The following is a 19,242-nucleotide window of genomic DNA, read 5'->3' as shown; positions in this document are numbered from 1 at the left end:
TCGCGATGGCGCCAGTACAAGCGCCACAAAAACCAATGCCCACCAGAGGCAGCCCTCAATAACCGTGAGGCCAACACCGTGATCAAGACCCTGAACCACCTCCCGCATCCCTATGAGAATGCGGCCGCCCTCGCCGGCCATTTCACCGACCTGGCGCCGCCACTCAACGACCGCCAGGCCCATCTTGAAGCCTCGCGCTGCCTGTATTGCTACGACGCGCCGTGCGTGAACGCCTGTCCGAGCGAGATCGATATTCCGTCGTTCATTCGCAATATCCATCAGGAAAACGTCCAGGGCGCCGCGCAGAAAATCCTCTCGGCGAACATCCTCGGCGGCAGTTGCGCCCGGGTGTGCCCTACGGAAATCCTCTGCCAGCAAGCCTGCGTGCGCAACAACGATCACGAGTGCGCACCGGTGCTGATCGGCCTGTTGCAACGGTACGCCGTTGACAACGCACACTTCAGCGAACACCCCTTCCAGCGCACCGCCACCACCGGCAAACGCATCGCCGTGGTCGGTGCCGGCCCGGCCGGGTTGTCCTGCGCGCACCGGAGTGCGATGCATGGCCATGACGTGGTGATTTTCGAGGCACGGGAAAAGGCTGGCGGCCTCAACGAGTACGGGATCGCCAAATACAAACTGGTGGATGACTACGCGCAAAAAGAACTTGAGTTTCTGCTGCAGATTGGCGGCATCGAAATCCGTCACGGGCAGAAACTCGGCGAAAACCTGACCCTCAGCGAACTGCATCAGCAATTCGACGCGGTGTTCCTTGGCCTCGGCCTGGCCGCCAGCAAACAACTGGGCTTGCCTCACGAAGACGCACCCGGCCTGCTCGCGGCCACCGACTACATCCGCGAACTGCGTCAGGCGGATGACCTGAGCCAACTGCCGCTGGCGGATCATTGCATCGTCCTTGGTGCCGGCAATACGGCCATCGACATGGCCGTGCAAATGGCCCGCCTCGGGGCTCGCGACGTGAATCTGGTGTACCGCCGCGGCGTCGAGGAAATGGGCGCCACCGGCCACGAACAGGACATCGCCAAGGCCAATCAGGTGCGTTTGCTGACCTGGGCGCAGCCCGAAGAAGTGCTGCTCAATGACCAAGGCAACGTGCGCGGCATGCGCTTCGCCCGCACGCGCCTGGTAGAAGGTCGCTTGCAAACCACCGGCGAAACCTTCGAATTGGCGGCCGACGCGATTTTCAAAGCCATCGGCCAGGCCTTCGATGCCAGCGCCCTCGCCGATCCACTGGCACGCGAACTCAAGCGTCAGGGCGATCGAATCCAGGTCGATGAACAGCTGCGTACCAGCATTCCCGGCGTGTATGCCGGTGGCGACTGCACCAGCCTCGACCAGGACCTCACCGTGCAAGCCGTGCAGCATGGCAAACAGGCGGCCGAGGCCATCAACGCTCAACTGATGCTCAACGTGGAGGCTGCGTAAATGGCCGATCTCTCGATTGTCTTCGCTGGCATCAAATCCCCGAATCCGTTCTGGCTGGCCTCCGCTCCGCCAACCGACAAGGCCTACAACGTGGTTCGCGCCTTTGAGGCCGGCTGGGGTGGCGTGGTCTGGAAAACCCTGGGTGAAGACCCGGCGGCGGTCAACGTGTCCTCGCGTTACTCCGCGCTCTTCGGTGCCAACCGTGAAGTGGTCGGCTTCAACAATATCGAGCTGATCACCGACCGCTCGCTGGAGATCAACCTGCGGGAAATCACCCAGGTCAAAAAGGACTGGCCGGACCGCGCGCTGATCGTTTCGCTGATGGTGCCCTGCGTCGAAGAGTCGTGGAAATTCATCCTGCCGCTGGTGGAAGCCACCGGCGCCGACGGCATCGAGCTGAACTTCGGTTGTCCGCACGGCATGCCGGAACGCGGCATGGGCGCGGCGGTCGGCCAGGTGCCGGAGTACGTCGAGCAGGTCACCCGTTGGTGCAAGACGTATTGCTCGCTGCCGGTGATCGTCAAGCTCACGCCGAACATCACCGACATCCGCGTTGCCGCCCGAGCAGCCCATCGCGGTGGAGCAGATGCGGTGTCGCTGATCAACACCATCAACTCGATCACCAGCGTCAATCTGGAGCGCATGGTCGCCAATCCCGCCGTCGGCAACCAAAGTACCCATGGCGGTTATTGCGGCTCGGCGGTGAAGCCGATTGCGCTGAACATGGTCGCCGAAATCGCCCGCGACCCGCAGACCCAAGGCCTGCCGATCTCCGGCATTGGCGGCATCGGCAGCTGGCGCGATGCCGCGGAATTCATCGCCCTGGGCAGCGGCTCGGTGCAGGTGTGCACGGCGGCGATGCTGCATGGCTTCCGGATTGTCGAGGAAATGAAGGACGGGTTGTCACGCTGGATGGACAGTCAGGGTTACGCCAGCATTTCGGAATTTTCCGGCCGCGCGGTGGGCAACACCACGGACTGGAAGTACCTGGACATCAACTATCAAGTGATCGCGAAGATTGATCAGGAGGCGTGTATCGGTTGCGGGCGTTGCCACATCGCTTGCGAAGACACTTCGCACCAGGCGGTGGCGAGCCTGAAGCAGGCGGACGGGACGCATAAGTACGAAGTGATTGATGACGAGTGCGTGGGCTGCAACCTGTGCCAGATTACCTGCCCGGTGGAGGATTGCATCGAGATGGTGCCGATGGAGAACGGCAAGCCGTTTCTGGATTGGAATCATGATCCGAGGAATCCGTACCATGTTGCGGTTTGAGTTCAGCGGCGTCTGAAAGGACGCCATCGCGGGCAAGCCCGCTCCCACAGTGATTGATGTCGTACATAAAATTTGTGTACACCAAAGAACCCTGTGGGAGCGGCGGTGCGACGACTCGACTTGCCCGCGATGAGGCCGGTAGCTACACCGCGAGCCTTACGGCTCCAACCCGATCCCCCGCAAAATCACACTCGTCACCGTCTGCACCGCCCGCTCGAACTGCATGTCCGACAGCGGTTGATGATCATTGAGGATATTCACCTGATGATCAAAGTCCGCGTAATGCTGGGTAGAAGCCCAGATCATGTACAGCAGGCTTGAAGGCTCCACCGGCAGGATGCGTTTGTCGTCCACCCACTGGCGGATTTTCGCTTCTTTCATCTTGGCCCAGTCGTACAGGCTCGCGTCCAGCGCCACGCCCAGCGTCGGGGCGCCGTGGATGATTTCGTTGGCCCAGACTTTCGAGCCATAAGGCCGGCTGCGGGAGTGGTTCATCTTGGCGCGGATGTAGCTGCTGAGCACCACGCGCGGGTCGTCGAACATCTCGAAGCACAACGCGTCCTGCTTCCACACTTCCAGCAAACCCAACAGTACCGCGCTGTACAGTTCGCTTTTGGTGCTGAAGTAGTAATGCAGGTTGGAGCGCGGCAGTTGCACTTCTGCAGCAATGTCAGCCATGGCGGTGCCGCCGAAGCCTTTTTCGGCGAAGACCTTTTCGGCCCCCAGCAAAATCTTCTCGACGTTACTGCGACGAATCTCGATCTTGTGATTGCCCATGAGGGCTCCCTGACAACAGCGTTGGCCAAGACTAGCATCCGCTCTACCTCGCGGCGACCTCTGCTTCCGAGCCATGACTCGTCGCCGTATCAGCCGTTGGCGCAACCGATGTTCGCCCTTCAGATATCGGCAGCTGCCTAAGTCATCGTATAACTTCTGATTGACAACCCCTGAAAGCCTCGCAAATAATCGCTCCCAATGTTGTACGACGACGTATGACAAAAAATAAAAACAACAAGAAAAAAGGGAGCTTCATTGTGAGCAAACTCGTCCGTAATTCCTTCGCCAGCACCCCTCGCCCCACCTTCGTACGCCGTCACACCCTGAGCCTGATCGGTTGCAGCAGCCTGGCTTTCGCCTTGCCCATGACCAGCAATGCAGAAGGGTTCGTCGATGACGCCAAAGCCACGCTGAACCTGCGCAACGCCTATATCAATCGCAACTACACCAACCCGGCCTACCCACAAGGCAAGGCTGAAGAGTGGACACAAAACTTCATCCTCGACGCCAAGTCCGGGTTCACTCCGGGCCCCGTCGGATTCGGCGTGGACGTACTCGGCCTGTACTCGCAAAAACTCGATGGCGGCAAAGGCACGGGCGGCACACAACTGCTGCCGATCCACGACGACGGCCGCCCTGCCGACAACTTCGGGCGCATGGGCGTGGCGCTGAAAGGCAAAATCTCGAAGACCGAATTGAAGGTCGGGGAATGGATGCCGGTGCTACCGATCCTGCGTTCCGACGACGGCCGCTCGTTGCCGCAAACCTTCCGTGGCGGCCAGGTGACGTCCACCGAAATCAGCGGCCTGACGCTCTACGGCGGCCAGTTCCGCCAGAACAGCCCGCGCAACGATGCGAGCATGGAAGACATGTCCATGAACACCAAAGCCGCGTTCACCTCGGACCGCTTCAACTTCGGCGGCGGCGAATACGCCTTCAACGACAAACGCACCCAGGTCGGCATCTGGTACTCGGAACTCAGCGACATCTATCAACAACAGTATTTCAACCTGAGCCACAGCCAGCCCATCGGCGACTGGACCCTGGGCGCCAACCTCGGCTACTTCATCGGCAAGGAAGACGGCAGCGCTTTCGCCGGTGACCTGGACAACAAAACCGCGTTCGCCATGCTCTCGGCCAAGTACGGCGGCAACACCTTCTACGTCGGCCTGCAAAAACTCAGCGGCGACGATGTCTGGATGCGCGTCAACGGCACCAGCGGCGGCACTCTGGCCAACGACAGTTACAACTCCAGCTACGACAACGCCAAGGAAAAATCCTGGCAGCTGCGCCACGACTACAACTTCGTCGCCCTCGGCGTTCCCGGCCTGACGATGATGAACCGCTACATTAGCGGCGATAACGTGCACACCGGGGCGATCACCGACGGCAAGGAATGGGGCCGCGAATCGGAACTGGCCTACACCGTGCAAAGCGGCCCGCTGAAGAACCTCAATGTAAAATGGCGCAACGCAACCATCCGCAAGAGCTTCAGCACCAACGAGTTCGACGAAAACCGCATTTTCATCAGCTACCCGATTTCGTTGTTGTAGACAGACATCTTCTGCAGGTTCACATCACCTGTGGCGAGGGGATTTATCCCCGTTCGGCTGCGAAGCAGTCGTCAATCCAGCTATGCGGTTTGCCTGAAGAAATGAAGATTCAGTTTTGGGGCCGCTTCGCGGCCCAACGGGGATAAATCCCCTCGCCACACGTATTCCCTTTGGCTCAGGTATCTCCTTTGCCAAAGGAAAACACCTTTGCCACAAGACCCTCCGTCATTTTCAACCAAAGTCGCGTTGACAAGACTCGGAAAGCCTAACGATACTTCGGCATAGTCATACGACAACCTACAACAATAATTGCGTACACAGGGACTTCCATGACCAGCACTCCTTCAGCCCCTTTCAATCGCCTGCTGCTGACCGGTGCCGCCGGTGGCCTGGGTAAAGTCTTGCGCGAAAGCCTGCGTCCTTATGCCAACGTCATTCGCCTGTCGGACATCGCCAACATGGCATCGGCCGTCGATGACCGCGAAGAAGTCGTCACCTGCGATCTGGCAGACAAGCAGGCCGTGCACCAACTGGTCGAAGGCGTGGACGCGATCTTGCATTTCGGTGGCGTATCGACGGAGCACTCGTTTGAAGAAATCCTCGGCGCCAACATTTGCGGCGTCTTCCATATATACGAAGCCGCGCGCCGCCATGGCGTGAAGCGGGTGATTTTCGCCAGTTCCAACCACGTCATCGGTTTCTACAAACAAGGCGAAACCATCGACGCCCACTGCCCTCGCCGCCCGGACAGCTATTACGGTTTGTCCAAGTCCTACGGCGAAGACATGGCCAGTTTCTACTTCGATCGCTACGGCATCGAGACCGTCAGCATCCGCATCGGCTCCTCGTTCCCGGAACCGCAAAACCGCCGAATGATGAGCACCTGGCTGAGCTTCGGCGACCTGACCCACTTGCTCGAACGCGCGCTGTACGCGCCGAACGTCGGCCATACCGTGGTCTACGGCATGTCCGACAACAAGAACGTCTGGTGGGACAACCGTTTCGCCACCGCGCTGGGCTTTGCTCCTCAGGACAGCTCCGAAGTGTTCCGCGAAAAAGTCGAAGCACAGCCGATGCCCGCCGCTGATGACCCGGCCATGGTTTACCAGGGTGGCGCGTTTGTGTCGTCCGGCCCTTTCGGTGACTGAACCCGCTGACCTCACTTGATCCCCACAACAAAAACCCAAGGGAATGAGTCGCCATGCAAGCCGAATTGATTGTCGATGCCCGAAACGCGGTCGGTGAAAGCCCGGTCTGGGTCCCCGAGGAAAACGCCCTGTATTGGGTGGATATTCCTGCCGGTGGATTGCAGCGCTGGAGCGCCGACAGCGGTCATGTCCATGCCTGGACCGCCCCGGAAATGCTCGCCTGTATCGCCCGTCACAGCGACGGCGGCTGGGTGGCCGGGATGGAAAGCGGCTTCTTCCATTTGCAGCCGCACAACGACGGCAGCCTCGACAGCGAACTGCTCGCGCACATCGATCACGCCCGTGTCGACATGCGCCTGAACGACGGTCGCTGTGATCGTCAGGGGCGTTTCTGGGCCGGCAGCATGGTGTTGAACATGGGCGCCAACGCCGCAGACGGCACGTTGTATCGCTACAGCGCCGGGCAGCGCGGGCCGCTTGAAGCACGACTCGACGGCTTCATTGTGCCCAACGGTCTGGGCTTCAGCCCGGATGGCCGGACGATGTACTTGTCTGATTCCCATCCCTTGGTCCAGCAGATCTGGGCCTTCGATTACGACATCGACAGCGGCACCCCGTCCAACCGGCGGCTGTTCGTCGACATGAACCAGTTCCCCGGCCGCCCCGACGGCGCCGCCGTTGATGCCGAAGGCGGCTACTGGATTTGCGCCAACGACGCCGGACTGATTCACCGCTTCACCCCGGACGGCCGACTGGACCGTTCCCTCGCCGTCCCCGTGCAAAAACCCACCATGTGCGCCTTCGGTGGCAGTCGACTGGACACGCTGTTCGTGACCTCGATCCGCCCCGGTGACGACCATGACCCTCAGTCATTGGCCGGCGGCGTGTTCGCGCTCGACCCCGGCATCAAAGGTTTACCGGAACCGCTGTTCAACGATCTGCTTTAACCGATTCTGCTGCACCGCTGCGCCTTGAATACAAAAAAAATAACAAACTGGAGACACCCCCATGGACTTCAAACGCACCTTGCTCGCCGCTGCACTCCCCTTGGCCTTCACCCTCAGCAGTGCCGCCCAGGCGCTGGAAATCAAATTCGCCGACATCCACCCGGCCGGCTACCCGACCGTGGTGGCCGAAGAACAACTGGGCAAAACCCTGGTGGCCGACAGCAACGGCACGCTGACTTTCAAGATGTTCGCCGGCGGTGTGCTCGGCTCGGAAAAAGAAGTGGTTGAACAAGCCCAGGTCGGCGCCATCCAGATGGCCCGGGTCAGCCTTGGCATCGTCGGGCCGGTGGTGCCGGACGTGAACGTGTTCAACATGCCGTTCGTGTTCCGCGATCAGGCGCACATGCGCAAAGTCATCGACGGTGACGTCGGCGACGAAATTCTCGACAAGATCACCAACTCCGAATTCAACCTGGTCGCCCTGGCCTGGATGGACGGCGGCACGCGCAACATCTACACGAAAAAACCGGTGCGCAAACTTGAAGACCTCAAGGGCATGAAAATCCGCGTGCAAGGCAACCCGATGTTCATCGAGACCATCAACGCCATGGGCGGCAACGGCATTGCGATGGACACCGGCGAGATCTTCAGCGCCCTGCAGACTGGCGTGATCGACGGCGCGGAAAACAACCCGCCGACCCTGCTCGAACACAACCACTACCAGAATGCCAAGTACTACAGCCTGACCGGGCACTTGATCCTGCCTGAACCGATCGTGATGTCGAAGATCACCTGGGACAAGCTCACCCCCGAGCAACAAGTGCTGGTGAAAAAAACCGCCAAAGCCGCACAGGCGCAAGAACGCACGTTGTGGGATGCAAAATCCGCCAGCAGTGAGGAAAAACTCAAGGCAGCCGGCGTCGAGTTCATCGCCGTCGACAAGAAACCTTTCTATGAGGCCACCGCCTCGATCCGCGAGAAATACGGCGCGCCTTACGCCGACCTGATCAAGCGCATCGAAGCCGTTCAGTAACCCTCCCTGCCCTCATGAAAGGCCCGGCGCCGTTGACGTTGGTGTATGTCAGCGCGCGCCCGGTTACGGTGGAACCCGATGAAGAATCTGCTGCTACGCATCAACGACAGGATTTACATGGCCTGCATCTGGGTCGCCGGTCTGTCGGTCCTGACGATTTCCCTGATCATTCCTTGGGGCGTCTTCGCCCGTTACGTGCTCGGCACCGGCTCAAGCTGGCCGGAGCCCACCGCCATCTTGCTGATGATGGTCTTCACCTTCATCGGCGCCGCCGCGAGTTACCGCGCCGGCGCGCACATGGCCGTGGCGATGCTCACTGACCGCATGGCGCCCCGACTGCGCAATGCGATGGCGATTTTCTCGCAATTGCTGATGGCGACCATCTGCCTGTTCATGACCATCTGGGGCACCAAGCTGTGCCTGTCGACCTGGAACCAGTTCATGAGCGCCATGCCGACGCTGCGCGTGGGCATCACCTACATGCCGATCCCGATTGGCGGTGTGCTGACGCTGATCTTTGTCCTGGAAAAACTCTTGCTCGGTGACCAGAGCAACCGTCGGGTCGTGCGTTTCGACCTGGTTGAAGAAAGCGAAGGGGCTGCCTGAATGGACGCGTTGATTCTGTTGGGCAGTTTTATTGCGTTGATCCTGATCGGCATGCCGGTCGCTTATGCACTGGGGCTTTCCGCCCTGATCGGCGCGTGGTGGATCGACATCCCGTTCCAGGCGCTGATGATTCAGGTCGCGGGCGGCGTGAACAAATTCTCTCTGCTGGCGATTCCGTTCTTCGTCCTGGCGGGCGCGATCATGGCCGAGGGCGGCATGTCCCGGCGGCTGGTGGCGTTTGCCGGGGTGCTGGTCGGGTTTGTCCGTGGCGGCTTGTCGCTGGTCAACATCATGGCCTCGACCTTCTTCGGCGCGATCTCCGGGTCTTCGGTGGCGGACACGGCCTCGGTCGGTTCGGTGCTGATTCCAGAAATGGAACGCCGTGGTTACCCGCGGGAATTCGCCACGGCCGTGACGGTCAGCGGCTCGGTGCAAGCGCTGCTGACGCCGCCCAGCCACAACTCGGTGCTCTACTCGCTGGCCGCGGGCGGCACGGTGTCGATTGCGTCGCTGTTCATGGCCGGCGTGGTCCCGGGCTTGCTGATGAGCGCGTGCCTGATGGTGCTGTGCCTGATCTTCGCGAAAAAGCGCAACTACCCCAAGGGCGAAGTCATTCCCTTGAAGCAGGCGCTGAAAATCTGCGGCGAAGCGATGTGGGGCCTGATGGCCATGGTCATCATCCTCGGCGGGATTCTCTCGGGTATTTTCACCGCCACTGAATCGGCGGCGATTGCGGTGCTGTGGTCGTTCTTCGTGACCATGTTCATCTACCGCGACTACAAGTGGAGCGAGCTGCCAAAACTGATGCACCGCACGGTGCGGACGATTTCGATCGTGATGATCCTGATCGGCTTCGCAGCGAGCTTCGGCTACATCATGACCCTGATGCAGATTCCGTCGAAGATCACCACGATGTTCCTGACCCTGTCGGACAACCGTTACGTGATCCTGATGTGCATCAACGTCATGCTGCTGTTGCTCGGCACCGTGATGGACATGGCGCCGCTGATCCTGATCCTGACGCCGATCCTGATGCCGGTAATTCTGGGCATTGGCGTGGACCCGGTGCAGTTCGGCATGATCATGCTGGTGAACCTGGGGATTGGATTGATCACGCCGCCGGTGGGCGCGGTCTTGTTTGTGGGGTCGGCCGTGGGCAAAGTCAGTATCGAAAAAACCGTGAAGGCGCTGCTGCCGTTCTATGGCGTGCTGTTCCTGGTGCTGTTGGCCGTGACCTACATTCCGGCGCTGTCGCTGTGGTTGCCGCATTTGGTGTTGTGACAAATGTGCCCCTCCGCTAACGAGGGGCACGCACATTCCTGTAGCAGCTGGCGAAGCCTGCGTTCGGCTGCGCAGCAGTCGTCAATTTGGTGCACACGATTTTTCTGATACACCGCGTTATCTGGTTTACGACTGCTGCGCAGCCGAACGCAGGCTTCGCCAGCTGCTACAGGGAACATCAGTATTCTCTCATCAAGGCCCAACCAGGTATGACACCAAACATTCTCGAACTCACAGACGAACTCACCCACCTCACCCTCGCCCCCGAACTCGGTGGCAGCCTCGTAAACTGGACCGTTCGCAGCACCGGTCAACCGCTGCTGCGCCACAACGACGCCCACGCGCTGAACACCGGCCTGCCAGGTAAACTGGGTTGCTACCCCTTGATTCCGTGGTCGAACCGAATCGCCGAAGGGGGCTTCGACTGTCCCGATGGCTGGCTCGCCTTAAAGCCCAACAGCCTCACCGATCCACTGCCGATTCACGGCAGCGCCTGGCAACAACCGTGGCAGGTGGTGTCGCAGACCCATGACGAAGTGGTCCTGCAACTCAACAGCAAAAGCCCCTTCGCCTATCGCGCCCGGCAGCGGTTTCATCTGAGCGAGGGCCGATTGAGCATCGATTTGCACGTCACCCACCTGGCCAAACACCCCGCATGGCATGGGCTCGGACTGCACCCGTACTTTCCGCGCACAGCGAACACCCGGTTACAGGCCAAGGCAGAAAAAGCCTGGTTATGCGATGGATCGAAACTGCCAACTGAACGCATGGCACTGCCTGCCGAGTGGGACTTTGATCAGCTCAAAGTGCTGCCCGACACACTGGTCGACAACGGTTTCTGCGAATGGGACGGTCATTGCCTGATCCAGCAACCCGAGCTCGGTTATGAGCTGGAATGCCAGGCCACCGGCAGCAATTACTACCTGCTCTACTGCCCTGTAGGCCTTGGATTTTTCTGCATCGAGCCGGTCAGCCATCCGGTCAACGCCCATCACTTGCCCGGGCGGCCGGGGCTGCGTTTGCTGGAGCAAGGTCAATCCGTCGAACTCGGCTTCAGCCTGCACTATCGCCAGCTTGATCAGCCCAGCATCTGACTCAACACTGCACGCAACTTGCCGGGTTTCACCGGTTTATTCAGCAGCGGCGCGTCGAGTCGCTGCAACGAACGCCGGCACTGGTCGGTGCGGTCGGCAGTGATGATTACCGCCGGAATCGCCTGACTGAAATGCTCGCGCAAATGCCGCACCACGTCACAGCCGACGACGCCGTGATCGAGGTGGTAATCCGCCAGAATCAGTTCCGGCGCCCGCCCCTTCAAAGCGGCCAACGCTGAGTGTTCATCCGTGGCAATCACCACCTCGCAGCCCCACTGCCCGAGCAGCGCGCTCATGCTGTCCAGAATGCTCACTTCGTTGTCCAGCACCAGCAGGCGCCGGCCCGGCAACGGATTGCCCGTGCCCGGCTGCGGTGCTGCCAGGCTGATCGGCAACGGGATCTCATGGGAAATCGGCACGTCGATGCTGAACACCGAGCCACGTCCCGGCCGCGAATGAACCTGAATCCGGTAGTTGAGGATCTTGGCGATGCGCTCAACGATGGCCAGCCCCAGACCCACACCCTTGCGGTCGGCGGCGCGGCCGACATCCAGTTGATTGAATTCGAGGAAGATCGAGTCGAGCCGGTCCGCCGCGATCCCGCGCCCGGTGTCCCACACTTCCAGGCGCAGCATATCGCCGCGTCGCCTGGCCCCCAGCAGAATGGCGCCCTCATCGGTATAACGGCAGGCGTTGCTGAGGAAGTTGCGCAGGATCCGCGTCATCAAGCGCAGGTCGGTATGAATGGCGTAATCGCCCATGTGCACCCGCAGGTTCAACCCGGCGGCCTCGGCCACCGACTGGAACTCCGAGACCAGCGGCGCGAGCAATTCGTCGAGGCGGTACAGCGCGACGTCCGGTTTGACGGCGGCCTGATCGAGTCGGGAAATATCCAGCAAGTCGGTGAGCAAATCTTCAGCGCCTTCCAGCGCCTGATGGGTTCGCTCCACCAGCACCTGTTCGACATCCGGCAACTTGCGCTCGCGCAAGGTCGAGATCAGCAAACGCGCGGCGTTGAGGGGTTGCAGCAAGTCATGGCTGGCGGCAGCGAGGTATTTGTCCTTGCTGCGGTTGGCGGCCTCGGCGGCGTCCCGGGCATCGCGCAAGTCTTGGGCAATCTGTTTACGTTGGGTGATCTGCTGTTGCAGGTTGCGGTTGGCTTCCAGCAATTCGTCAGTGCGCGCGGTGACCCGCTGCTCCAGTTCGTCGTTGAGTTGTTGCAGGCGCTGCTGGGCGAATTTGCGTTCGGTGATGTCGGCGACAAAGCCTTCTACCAGCCCTTCCTGATCGGGTTTGAGCAGCAGGTTCATCAGCACGTCGAGGCTGGTGCCGTCCTTGCGTCGCAACTGGGTTTCATAGCCGTGCAGGCTGCGCTCGCGCTGGAGCATTTCACGGATTTTCTCCAGCTCTTGAGCGCCGCCGACAAACAGGTTGCTCGCCAGGTCGGCCAGCGAAAACAGCACCTCTTGCGGATCCTGATAGCCAAGCATCCGCGCCAGGGCCGGGTTGGCGGCACGCATGCCTTCCATGAGGCTGGCCTGGAAGATCCCGTGGACGGCGTTTTCGAACAGCCACTTGTAGCGATTGCGCTCGGCTTCCAGCTCGTCCAGTCGTGCGGCGAGTTCCGGGTAGTGGCTCTTGCGCGCCGAGTGGCTGCCTAATCCCAGTAGCCCGGCGAGCGCGCGTTGCTGCTCGTCAGAGGGCTTCGCCATAGACGACCTCGACATCACGCTGACTGGACTCACGCGGGTTGGTGAGGATGCACGGGTCGTGCATGGCGTGTTGCGACAGGAACGGAATGTCGGCGGTACTGACTCCGTGCAAACCGAGGGTTTCATGGAAGCCGATCGCATGTTTCAGGGCGATCAGGTGCTCGACCAGACGCCCGCAGATCTGCCGGTGATTGAGGCCACGGCAATCGATGCCGAAGGTCTCGGCGATCACCTTGAAGCGATCCGGCGCCGAGCTGTAGTTGAACGCCACCACGTGCTCCACCAGCACCGCGTTGCACAAGCCATGGGGCAAATCGAGAAAGCCGCCGAGGCTGTGGGACATCGCGTGCACCGCGCCGAGGATCGCGTTGGAAAACGCCAGCCCCGCCTGCATGCTGCCGAGCATGATCTTCTCGCGAAGGGCGATGTCGGTCGGGTTGGCGATCATCTGCACCAGGTTGCCGTTGATCAGGCGCATGGCTTCCAGCGCGTGCGGGTCGGTCAACGGCCCGTGGCCGGTGGAGACGAACGCTTCGATGGCATGCACCAGCGCATCGATGCCGGTACAGGCGGACAGGAACGGGTCCATGCTCAGGGTGGTTTCCGGGTCGATCAACGATACGTCCGGCACCACGGCCTTGCTGACGATGGAGAACTTCATGCGTTCTTGCTGGTTGGAAATGATCACGAATTGCGAGACATCCGCCGAGGTGCCCGCGGTGGTCGGAATCAAAATCAACGGAGGGCTGGGTACGCGGATGGTGTCGACGCCTTCGAACTCAAGGATGTTGCGTCCGTGGGCAACGACGATGCCGATGCCTTTGCCGCAATCCATCGGGCTGCCACCGCCGACCGCGACGATCACATCGCAATGGTTTTCCTTGTACAGCTCGGCGCCGAGCATGACTTCCTCGACCCGCGGGTTGGGCGAAACGTCGCTATACAGAAAGTAATCGATGCCCTGGGCTTGCAGACTGGCTTCGACATCGGCCACCCAACCGGCGGCAATCACACCGGGGTCGCTGACCACCAATACCTTGCGGGCACCGAAGGTCTTGGCGCAGTTGCCGACGTTGTGCCGGCAACCGGCACCGAAAATGATTTCAGGCGAAACGAATTTACGCAGCTGGCTGAGACTCTGGCTCATTGGAAAGCCTGTTTTTATTGTTTTGAAGGTAGAACCACACTAACCCATCCCTCCGCGAATGCAATCAGACCAATGGGTAGCATTTCCCGCCTGAACACCGCAGCCCCCCTATGGGAGCGGGCTTGCTCGCGAAGGCGGCATCACATTCAATAATGATGTCGACTGACCCACCGCTTTCGCGATCAAGCCCGCTCCCACAGGGGATTTGTGTCGTCCTTGATTCAGCCGCGATAGATCAGCCGCGAAGCCTTCTCGTTACGCAACGTCAGGTGTTCCATCCCGTGCCCCGGCGCATCCGCTTCATCGCGGGCCTTGAGGATCACCCCGTGGTGCACCGACTTGCTGCACACCGGGTCGGCATTCTCGGCATCGCCGGTGAGCATGAACGCCTGGCAGCGGCAGCCGCCCAGGTCCTTGTGCTTTTCATCGCAGGAGCGGCACGGTTCTTTCATCCAGTCATCGCCACGAAAGCGATTAAAGCCGAATGACTCGGTCCAGATGTGCGCGATGCTGTGCTCGCGCACGTTGGGAAACTCCACCGGCAATTGCCGCGCACTGTGACAAGGCAACGCCGTGCCGTCCGGGGTGATGTCGAGAAACAGGTTGCCCCAGCCGTTCATGCAGGTCTTGGGGCGTTCTTCGTAGTAGTCCGGGGTGACGAAGATCAGTTTGCAGGGATGGCCCTCGGCCTCAAGACGTTCACGGTATTCGTTGGTGATGCGCTCGGCACGCTGCAATTGCTCGCGGGTCGGCAACAGGCCGACGCGGTTGAGTTCGGCCCAGCCGTAGAACTGACACGTGGCCAGTTCGACGAAGTCCGCTTCCAGTTCCAGACACAGGTCGATGATCTGCGCGATCTGGTCGATGTTGTGCCGATGGGTGACGAAATTCAGCACCATCGGATAGCCCTGGGCTTTCACTGCACGGGCCATCGCGAGTTTCTGTGCGAAGGCCTTGCGCGAGCCAGCGAGCATGTTGTTGACCTGCTCGTCAGCGGCCTGAAAGCTGATCTGGATGTGGTCCAGCCCGGCGACCTTGAAGTCGCGGACTTTTTGCTCGGTCAGGCCGATGCCCGAGGTGATGAGGTTGGTGTAGTAACCCATGTCCCGCGCAGCCTTGATCAGCTCGGCCAGGTCCTGACGCACCAGCGGCTCCCCGCCGGAAAAGCCCAGTTGCGCGGCGCCCATCTCCCGAGCTTCGCGGAACACCCGAATCCATTCTTCGGTGCTCAATTCCTCACCCTGCTGGGCGAAATCCAGCGGGTTGGAACAATACGGGCATTGCAACGGGCAGCGATAGGTCAGCTCGGCCAGTAACCACAAGGGCGGACCGGGTGGCTGTTCGATCAGGTTCACAGGGCGATCCCCCGGTGCCAGACATTTTCCGTGGTCACGGTGTGATACGGCGGGCGCCCCAGTTCGTAGGCCATGCTCATTGCGTCGAGCATGCTCCACAGCACGTCGAGCTTGAACTGCAGAATTTCCAGCATGCGTTGCTGGCCTTCGACCGTGACGTAGTGCGCCAGGGTGATGCGTAAACCATGCTCGACATCGCGCCGCGCCTGGCTCAGGCGCGTGCGGAAATAGTCGTAACCGGCCGGGTCGATCCACGGGTAATGCGCGGGCCAGGCGTCGAGTCGGGACTGGTGGATCTGCGGCGCGAACAGCTCGGTGAGCGAACTGCTGGCCGCTTCCTGCCAACAGGCGCGTCGGGCGAAATTGACGTAGGCGTCCACGGCGAAACGCACGCCAGGCAGCACCAATTCCTGGGAGAGGATTTGCTCACGGTCAAGCCCCACCGCTTCCCCCAGCCGCAACCAGGCTTCGATGCCGCCCTCACTGCCGGGGACGCCGTCGTGGTCGAGGATGCGTTGCAGCCATTCACGGCGCACGTCGCGGTCCGGGCAGTTGGCGAGGATCGCGGCGTCTTTCAGCGGGATGTTGACTTGGTAGTAGAAGCGATTGGCGACCCAGCCCTGGATCTGCTCGCGGGTGGCGCGGCCGGCGTACATGGCTTGGTGGAACGGGTGATGGATGTGGTAATAGGCGCCTTTGGCGCGCAGGGCTTGCTCGAATTCGGCGGGGGACATGGGTTGGTCTGTCATGGTGGTTCTCCTGGGAGCTCTGCGGTGCTTGGTCTGGCCTCATCGCTGGCAAGCCAGCTCCCACAGGTTTTTGTAAACACCGCAGAACCCTGTGGGAGCTGGCTTGCCAGCGATGGGGCCAGCGGCTACAACTCAATACTCATGCCGTCGTAGGACACTTCAATCCCCCGCCGCTCCAGCAACGCCCGCTCAGCCGAGTCTTCATCGAGAATCGGATTGGTGTTGTTAATGTGGATCAGCACCTTGCGCTGGCGTGGGAAGTCATTAAGCACCTCAAGCATCCCGCCAGGACCGCTCTGTGGCAGATGCCCCATTTCACTGCCCAGGCTCTGCCCGACTTCGCACACGCGCATCTCGTCGTCGCGCCACAACGTGCCGTCCAGCAGCAGGCAATCGGCGCGCTGCATCCAGCTCAGGACTTCGTCGTCGATTTGCCCAAGGCCCGGGGCATAGAACACGCTGGCGCCGCTGCGCAGGTCTTCGATAAACAAACCAATGGTGTCGCCCGGCTGCGGATTGCCGCGATTGGGCGAGTACGGCGGTGCGTTGCTCACCAGGGGAATCGCACGAAACTGCAGGTGCTCGCAGGCCGCGATGGTGAATGGTTCACGGTCGAGTCCGACCGGTTGCCACTGCAACCCGCCGTTCCAGTGTTCAAGCATGGGGAACAAGGGAAAGCCACTGCTCAGGTCTTGATGAACACGCTCCGTGCACCAGACCGAATGCGGGCAGCCTTCGCGCAGGCTCAGCAGGCCAGTGCAATGGTCGATCTGGCTGTCCAGCAGGACGACGCCGGCAATCGCCGTATCGCGCAAGCGACGGGCCGGTTGCAGCGCCGGGAAACTTTCAAGCTGCGCGCGAATGTCCGGTGACGCATTGCACAGCACCCACTCCACACCGTTGTCGCTCACGGCAATCGACGACTGCGTGCGCCGTTGCGCCCGCAGGCTGCTATTGCGCATTCCGGCGCATTGGCGGCAGTTGCAGTTCCATTGCGGAAAACCGCCACCAGCGGCGGAACCGAGAACGCGGATGTGCATGGGGGCCTCCAGAAGGCAGGCCCGGCCAACGCCACGGTTGGCCGGGTGGACAATCAACGGTTGGCGAAATACATCGTCACTTCGAAACCAATGCGCAGATCGGTGAACGCGGGTTTATTCCACATGGGTCAATCCTCTTCTTGTGCCGGGTGATTCCGGTAAAGCCATTAATGCACGGGGCGCCAAGTGATCGAATGCTACTTTGGGACGAGATGGCGGCGTGCGTTGGTAGGGGGTGTTAGCGCGGTCCTCAACACCACACATAACACTGTGGGAGCGGGCTTGCCCGCGATAAGGCTGGAACATTCAACATTGATGTTGACTGTCAGACCGCTATCGCGGGCAAGCCCGCTCCCACAGGTTTTTCAGTGTGCTTAAGAGATCAGAAGAACCCCATCGGGTTGATGTCGTAGCTCACCAGCAGGTTTTTGGTCTGCTGATAATGGTCGAGCATCATCTTGTGGTTTTCACGGCCGACACCGGACTTCTTGTAGCCGCCGAACGCAGCATGCGCCGGGTACAGGTGATAGCAGTTGGTCCAGACACGCCCGGCCTTGATCGCCCGGCCCATGCGGTAGGCGCGGTTGATGTCGCGGGTCCACAGGCCGGCGCCGAGGCCGAACTCGCTGTCGTTGGCAATCGCCAGGGCTTCGGCTTCGTCCTTGAAGGTGGTGATACCCACCACCGGGCCGAAGATTTCTTCCTGGAACACGCGCATTTTGTTGTGGCCCTTGAGCAGGGTCGGCTGGATGTAATAACCCGTCGACAAATCGCCTTCAAGGCGTTCGGCCGCGCCGCCGGTGAGCAGCTCGGCGCCCTCCTCCTGAGCGATTTTCAGATACGAGAGAATCTTGTCGTACTGCTGCTCGGACGCCTGGGCGCCGACCATGGTTTCGGTGTCCAGCGGGTTGCCGCGCTTGATCTTGACGATCTTCTGCATCACCACTTTCATGAAGTCGTCGTAGATCGACTCCTGCACCAGCGCACGGGACGGACAGGTGCAGACTTCGCCCTGGTTGAAGAACGCCAGCACCAGGCCTTCGGCGGCCTTCTCGATGAACTGCGGCTCGGCTTGCATGATGTCTTCGAAGAAGATGTTCGGCGACTTGCCGCCCAGCTCGACGGTGCTTGGAATGATGTTCTCGGCCGCGCATTTCATGATGTGCGCGCCGATCGGGGTAGAACCGGTGAAGGCAATCTTGGCGATGCGCTTGCTGGTGGCCAGCGCTTCACCGGCTTCGCGGCCGAAACCCTGGACGATGTTCAGCACGCCAGGTGGCAGCAAGTCGGCGATCAACTCAGCAAAGACCATGATCGACAGCGGCGTCTGCTCGGCGGGTTTGAGCACCACGCAGTTACCGGCAGCGAGGGCCGGGGCGAGTTTCCACGCGGCCATGAGCAGCGGGAAGTTCCACGGGATGATCTGCCCGACCACGCCCAGCGGTTCGTGGAAATGATAGGCGGTGGTCAGTTCGTTGATCTCGGCGGCGCCGCCTTCCTGAGCGCGGATGCAGCCGGCGAAATAACGAAAATGGTCGGCGGCCAGCGGCACGTCGGCGTTCAGTGTTTCGCGCACGGCTTTGCCGTTGTCCCAGGTTTCGGTGACCGCGAGGATTTCCAGATTCTGTTCGATGCGGTCGGCGATTTTCAGCAGCACCAACGAGCGATCCTGAGCCGAGGTCTTGCCCCAGGCATCTGCTGCAGCATGGGCGGCGTCGAGGGCTTTTTCGATGTCGGCGGCGCTGGAGCGCGGGAATTCAGCGATCACTTCGCCGGTGACTGGCGAAGAATTGGTGAAGTACTCGCCATTGACCGGGGCAACGAACTCGCCGCCGATGAAATTGCCGTAGCGCGGTTTGAAGGTCACGACGGCGCCGGGTGTTCCAGGTTGTGCATAGATCATGGTGGGCCTCTGTCTGGGTCGATGCCTGTCGGGCAAACAGGCGATGAACCGATAGTAGAGAGCCTCGCGCGCCAGACGAATGCGCCGTTGGCAGGGGGACTCTCGTTATTTGGTAGTAGAAGGTGTCCGGGGATCAGCAGGTTTTTGTGGCGAGGGAGCTTGCTCCCGCTGGAGTG

At 60.8% G+C, this 19,242-nt stretch carries 17 protein-coding genes; 9 read left to right on the top strand and 8 right to left on the bottom strand.

All coding sequences use genetic code 11. The features are described 5' to 3' along the window. Nucleotides 1-78: 78 nt before the first annotated feature. Both ACA060_RS12545 and preA read left to right on the top strand, forming a co-directional pair. Nucleotides 79-1,446, top strand: a complete 1,368-nt coding sequence (locus tag ACA060_RS12545) for an NAD(P)-dependent oxidoreductase (protein WP_497317597.1) — start codon at nt 79-81, stop codon at nt 1,444-1,446. Next, the gene (gene preA / locus ACA060_RS12540; protein WP_497317595.1) at nt 1,447-2,721 is read left to right on the top strand and encodes an NAD-dependent dihydropyrimidine dehydrogenase subunit PreA; all 1,275 of its coding nucleotides are present in this window, start codon (nt 1,447-1,449) and stop codon (nt 2,719-2,721) included. Nucleotides 2,722-2,877: 156 nt separating this feature from the next. Here the strand turns inward: preA and ACA060_RS12535 are convergent, their stop codons facing one another. Beyond that, on the bottom strand, nt 2,878-3,498 hold the full coding sequence (locus ACA060_RS12535) for a TetR/AcrR family transcriptional regulator (RefSeq protein WP_010455096.1): 621 nt from the start codon (nt 3,496-3,498) through the stop codon (nt 2,878-2,880). A 257-nt stretch (nt 3,499-3,755) separates the two neighbouring features. On the opposite strand from ACA060_RS12535, the gene ACA060_RS12530 reads away from it, so the two are divergent. The 7 genes from ACA060_RS12530 to ACA060_RS12500 all read left to right on the top strand — a co-directional run bounded on the left by ACA060_RS12530 (nt 3,756) and on the right by ACA060_RS12500 (nt 11,160). After that, on the top strand, nt 3,756-5,051 hold the full coding sequence (locus ACA060_RS12530; protein ID WP_497317593.1) for an OprD family porin: 1,296 nt from the start codon (nt 3,756-3,758) through the stop codon (nt 5,049-5,051). 329 nt (nt 5,052-5,380) lie between these two features. Next, nucleotides 5,381-6,199 carry an NAD-dependent epimerase/dehydratase family protein gene (locus ACA060_RS12525; RefSeq protein ID WP_497317591.1) on the top strand — a complete coding sequence of 273 codons (819 nt, stop codon included), beginning with the start codon at nt 5,381-5,383 and terminating at the stop codon, nt 6,197-6,199. A 53-nt stretch (nt 6,200-6,252) separates the two neighbouring features. Further along, complete coding sequence (locus ACA060_RS12520; protein ID WP_497317589.1) at nt 6,253-7,146, top strand: SMP-30/gluconolactonase/LRE family protein; 894 nt, start codon at nt 6,253-6,255, stop codon at nt 7,144-7,146. 61 nt (nt 7,147-7,207) lie between these two features. After that, the gene (locus ACA060_RS12515; protein ID WP_497317587.1) at nt 7,208-8,179 is read left to right on the top strand and encodes a TRAP transporter substrate-binding protein; all 972 of its coding nucleotides are present in this window, start codon (nt 7,208-7,210) and stop codon (nt 8,177-8,179) included. Nucleotides 8,180-8,257: 78 nt separating this feature from the next. Continuing rightward, complete coding sequence (locus ACA060_RS12510) at nt 8,258-8,785, top strand: TRAP transporter small permease (protein ID WP_497317585.1); 528 nt, start codon at nt 8,258-8,260, stop codon at nt 8,783-8,785. Next, nucleotides 8,786-10,066, top strand: coding sequence for a TRAP transporter large permease (locus ACA060_RS12505; protein ID WP_497317583.1), 1,281 nt, complete (start codon nt 8,786-8,788; stop codon nt 10,064-10,066). A gap of 209 nt (nt 10,067-10,275) precedes the next feature. Beyond that, nucleotides 10,276-11,160, top strand: coding sequence for an aldose 1-epimerase (locus ACA060_RS12500; RefSeq protein ID WP_497317581.1), 885 nt, complete (start codon nt 10,276-10,278; stop codon nt 11,158-11,160). Here the strand turns inward: ACA060_RS12500 and ACA060_RS12495 are convergent. The 7 genes from ACA060_RS12495 to exaC all read right to left on the bottom strand — a co-directional run bounded on the left by ACA060_RS12495 (nt 11,145) and on the right by exaC (nt 19,066). Then, a complete protein-coding gene (locus tag ACA060_RS12495; RefSeq protein WP_109630282.1) occupies nt 11,145-12,872 on the bottom strand; it encodes a PAS domain-containing hybrid sensor histidine kinase/response regulator in 1,728 nt (575 codons plus the stop codon). The genes ACA060_RS12500 and ACA060_RS12495 overlap by 16 nt on opposite strands. Beyond that, nucleotides 12,856-14,019 (bottom strand): alcohol dehydrogenase-like regulatory protein ErcA, encoded by a 1,164-nt coding sequence (ercA, locus tag ACA060_RS12490; RefSeq protein WP_461954414.1) that lies wholly within the window; start codon nt 14,017-14,019, stop codon nt 12,856-12,858. The genes ACA060_RS12495 and ercA overlap by 17 nt, the downstream gene beginning before the upstream one ends. Before the next feature lie 221 nt (nt 14,020-14,240). Beyond that, complete coding sequence (gene pqqE, locus ACA060_RS12485) at nt 14,241-15,374, bottom strand: pyrroloquinoline quinone biosynthesis protein PqqE (RefSeq protein ID WP_497317578.1); 1,134 nt, start codon at nt 15,372-15,374, stop codon at nt 14,241-14,243. Next, the gene (gene pqqC / locus ACA060_RS12480) at nt 15,371-16,123 is read right to left on the bottom strand and encodes a pyrroloquinoline-quinone synthase PqqC (protein ID WP_497317576.1); all 753 of its coding nucleotides are present in this window, start codon (nt 16,121-16,123) and stop codon (nt 15,371-15,373) included. The genes pqqE and pqqC overlap by 4 nt, the downstream gene beginning before the upstream one ends. A 125-nt stretch (nt 16,124-16,248) precedes the next feature. After that, a complete protein-coding gene (gene pqqB, locus ACA060_RS12475; protein WP_497317574.1) occupies nt 16,249-17,163 on the bottom strand; it encodes a pyrroloquinoline quinone biosynthesis protein PqqB in 915 nt (304 codons plus the stop codon). A 53-nt stretch (nt 17,164-17,216) separates the two neighbouring features. Further along, a complete protein-coding gene (gene pqqA, locus ACA060_RS12470; RefSeq protein WP_010455123.1) occupies nt 17,217-17,288 on the bottom strand; it encodes a pyrroloquinoline quinone precursor peptide PqqA in 72 nt (23 codons plus the stop codon). A 257-nt stretch (nt 17,289-17,545) separates the two neighbouring features. After that, nucleotides 17,546-19,066, bottom strand: coding sequence for an acetaldehyde dehydrogenase ExaC (gene exaC / locus ACA060_RS12465; protein ID WP_109630268.1), 1,521 nt, complete (start codon nt 19,064-19,066; stop codon nt 17,546-17,548). Between the last annotated feature and the right edge of the window lie 176 nt (nt 19,067-19,242).

It is taken from the genome of Pseudomonas sp. LBUM1671 (assembly GCF_059695685.1).
Note: the sequence above shows the minus strand (reverse complement) of the source record. Positions and strands in the feature narration are given on the sequence as shown.

Bases quoted from the DNA above. Each gene is read 5' to 3' on its own strand.
- ACA060_RS12500 (WP_497317581.1), top strand. From the start codon at position 10,276: ATGACACCAAACATTCTCGAACTCACAGACGAACTCACCCACCTCACC.
- ACA060_RS12535 (WP_010455096.1), bottom strand. From the start codon at position 3,498: ATGGGCAATCACAAGATCGAGATTCGTCGCAGTAACGTCGAGAAGATT.
- ACA060_RS12525 (WP_497317591.1), top strand. From the start codon at position 5,381: ATGACCAGCACTCCTTCAGCCCCTTTCAATCGCCTGCTGCTGACCGGT.
- pqqC (WP_497317576.1), bottom strand. From the start codon at position 16,123: ATGACAGACCAACCCATGTCCCCCGCCGAATTCGAGCAAGCCCTGCGC.
- preA (WP_497317595.1), top strand. From the start codon at position 1,447: ATGGCCGATCTCTCGATTGTCTTCGCTGGCATCAAATCCCCGAATCCG.
- ACA060_RS12515 (WP_497317587.1), top strand. From the start codon at position 7,208: ATGGACTTCAAACGCACCTTGCTCGCCGCTGCACTCCCCTTGGCCTTC.
- ACA060_RS12510 (WP_497317585.1), top strand. From the start codon at position 8,258: ATGAAGAATCTGCTGCTACGCATCAACGACAGGATTTACATGGCCTGC.
- exaC (WP_109630268.1), bottom strand. From the start codon at position 19,066: ATGATCTATGCACAACCTGGAACACCCGGCGCCGTCGTGACCTTCAAA.
- ercA (WP_461954414.1), bottom strand. From the start codon at position 14,019: ATGAGCCAGAGTCTCAGCCAGCTGCGTAAATTCGTTTCGCCTGAAATC.
- ACA060_RS12505 (WP_497317583.1), top strand. From the start codon at position 8,786: ATGGACGCGTTGATTCTGTTGGGCAGTTTTATTGCGTTGATCCTGATC.
- pqqB (WP_497317574.1), bottom strand. From the start codon at position 17,163: ATGCACATCCGCGTTCTCGGTTCCGCCGCTGGTGGCGGTTTTCCGCAA.
- ACA060_RS12495 (WP_109630282.1), bottom strand. From the start codon at position 12,872: ATGGCGAAGCCCTCTGACGAGCAGCAACGCGCGCTCGCCGGGCTACTG.
- ACA060_RS12520 (WP_497317589.1), top strand. From the start codon at position 6,253: ATGCAAGCCGAATTGATTGTCGATGCCCGAAACGCGGTCGGTGAAAGC.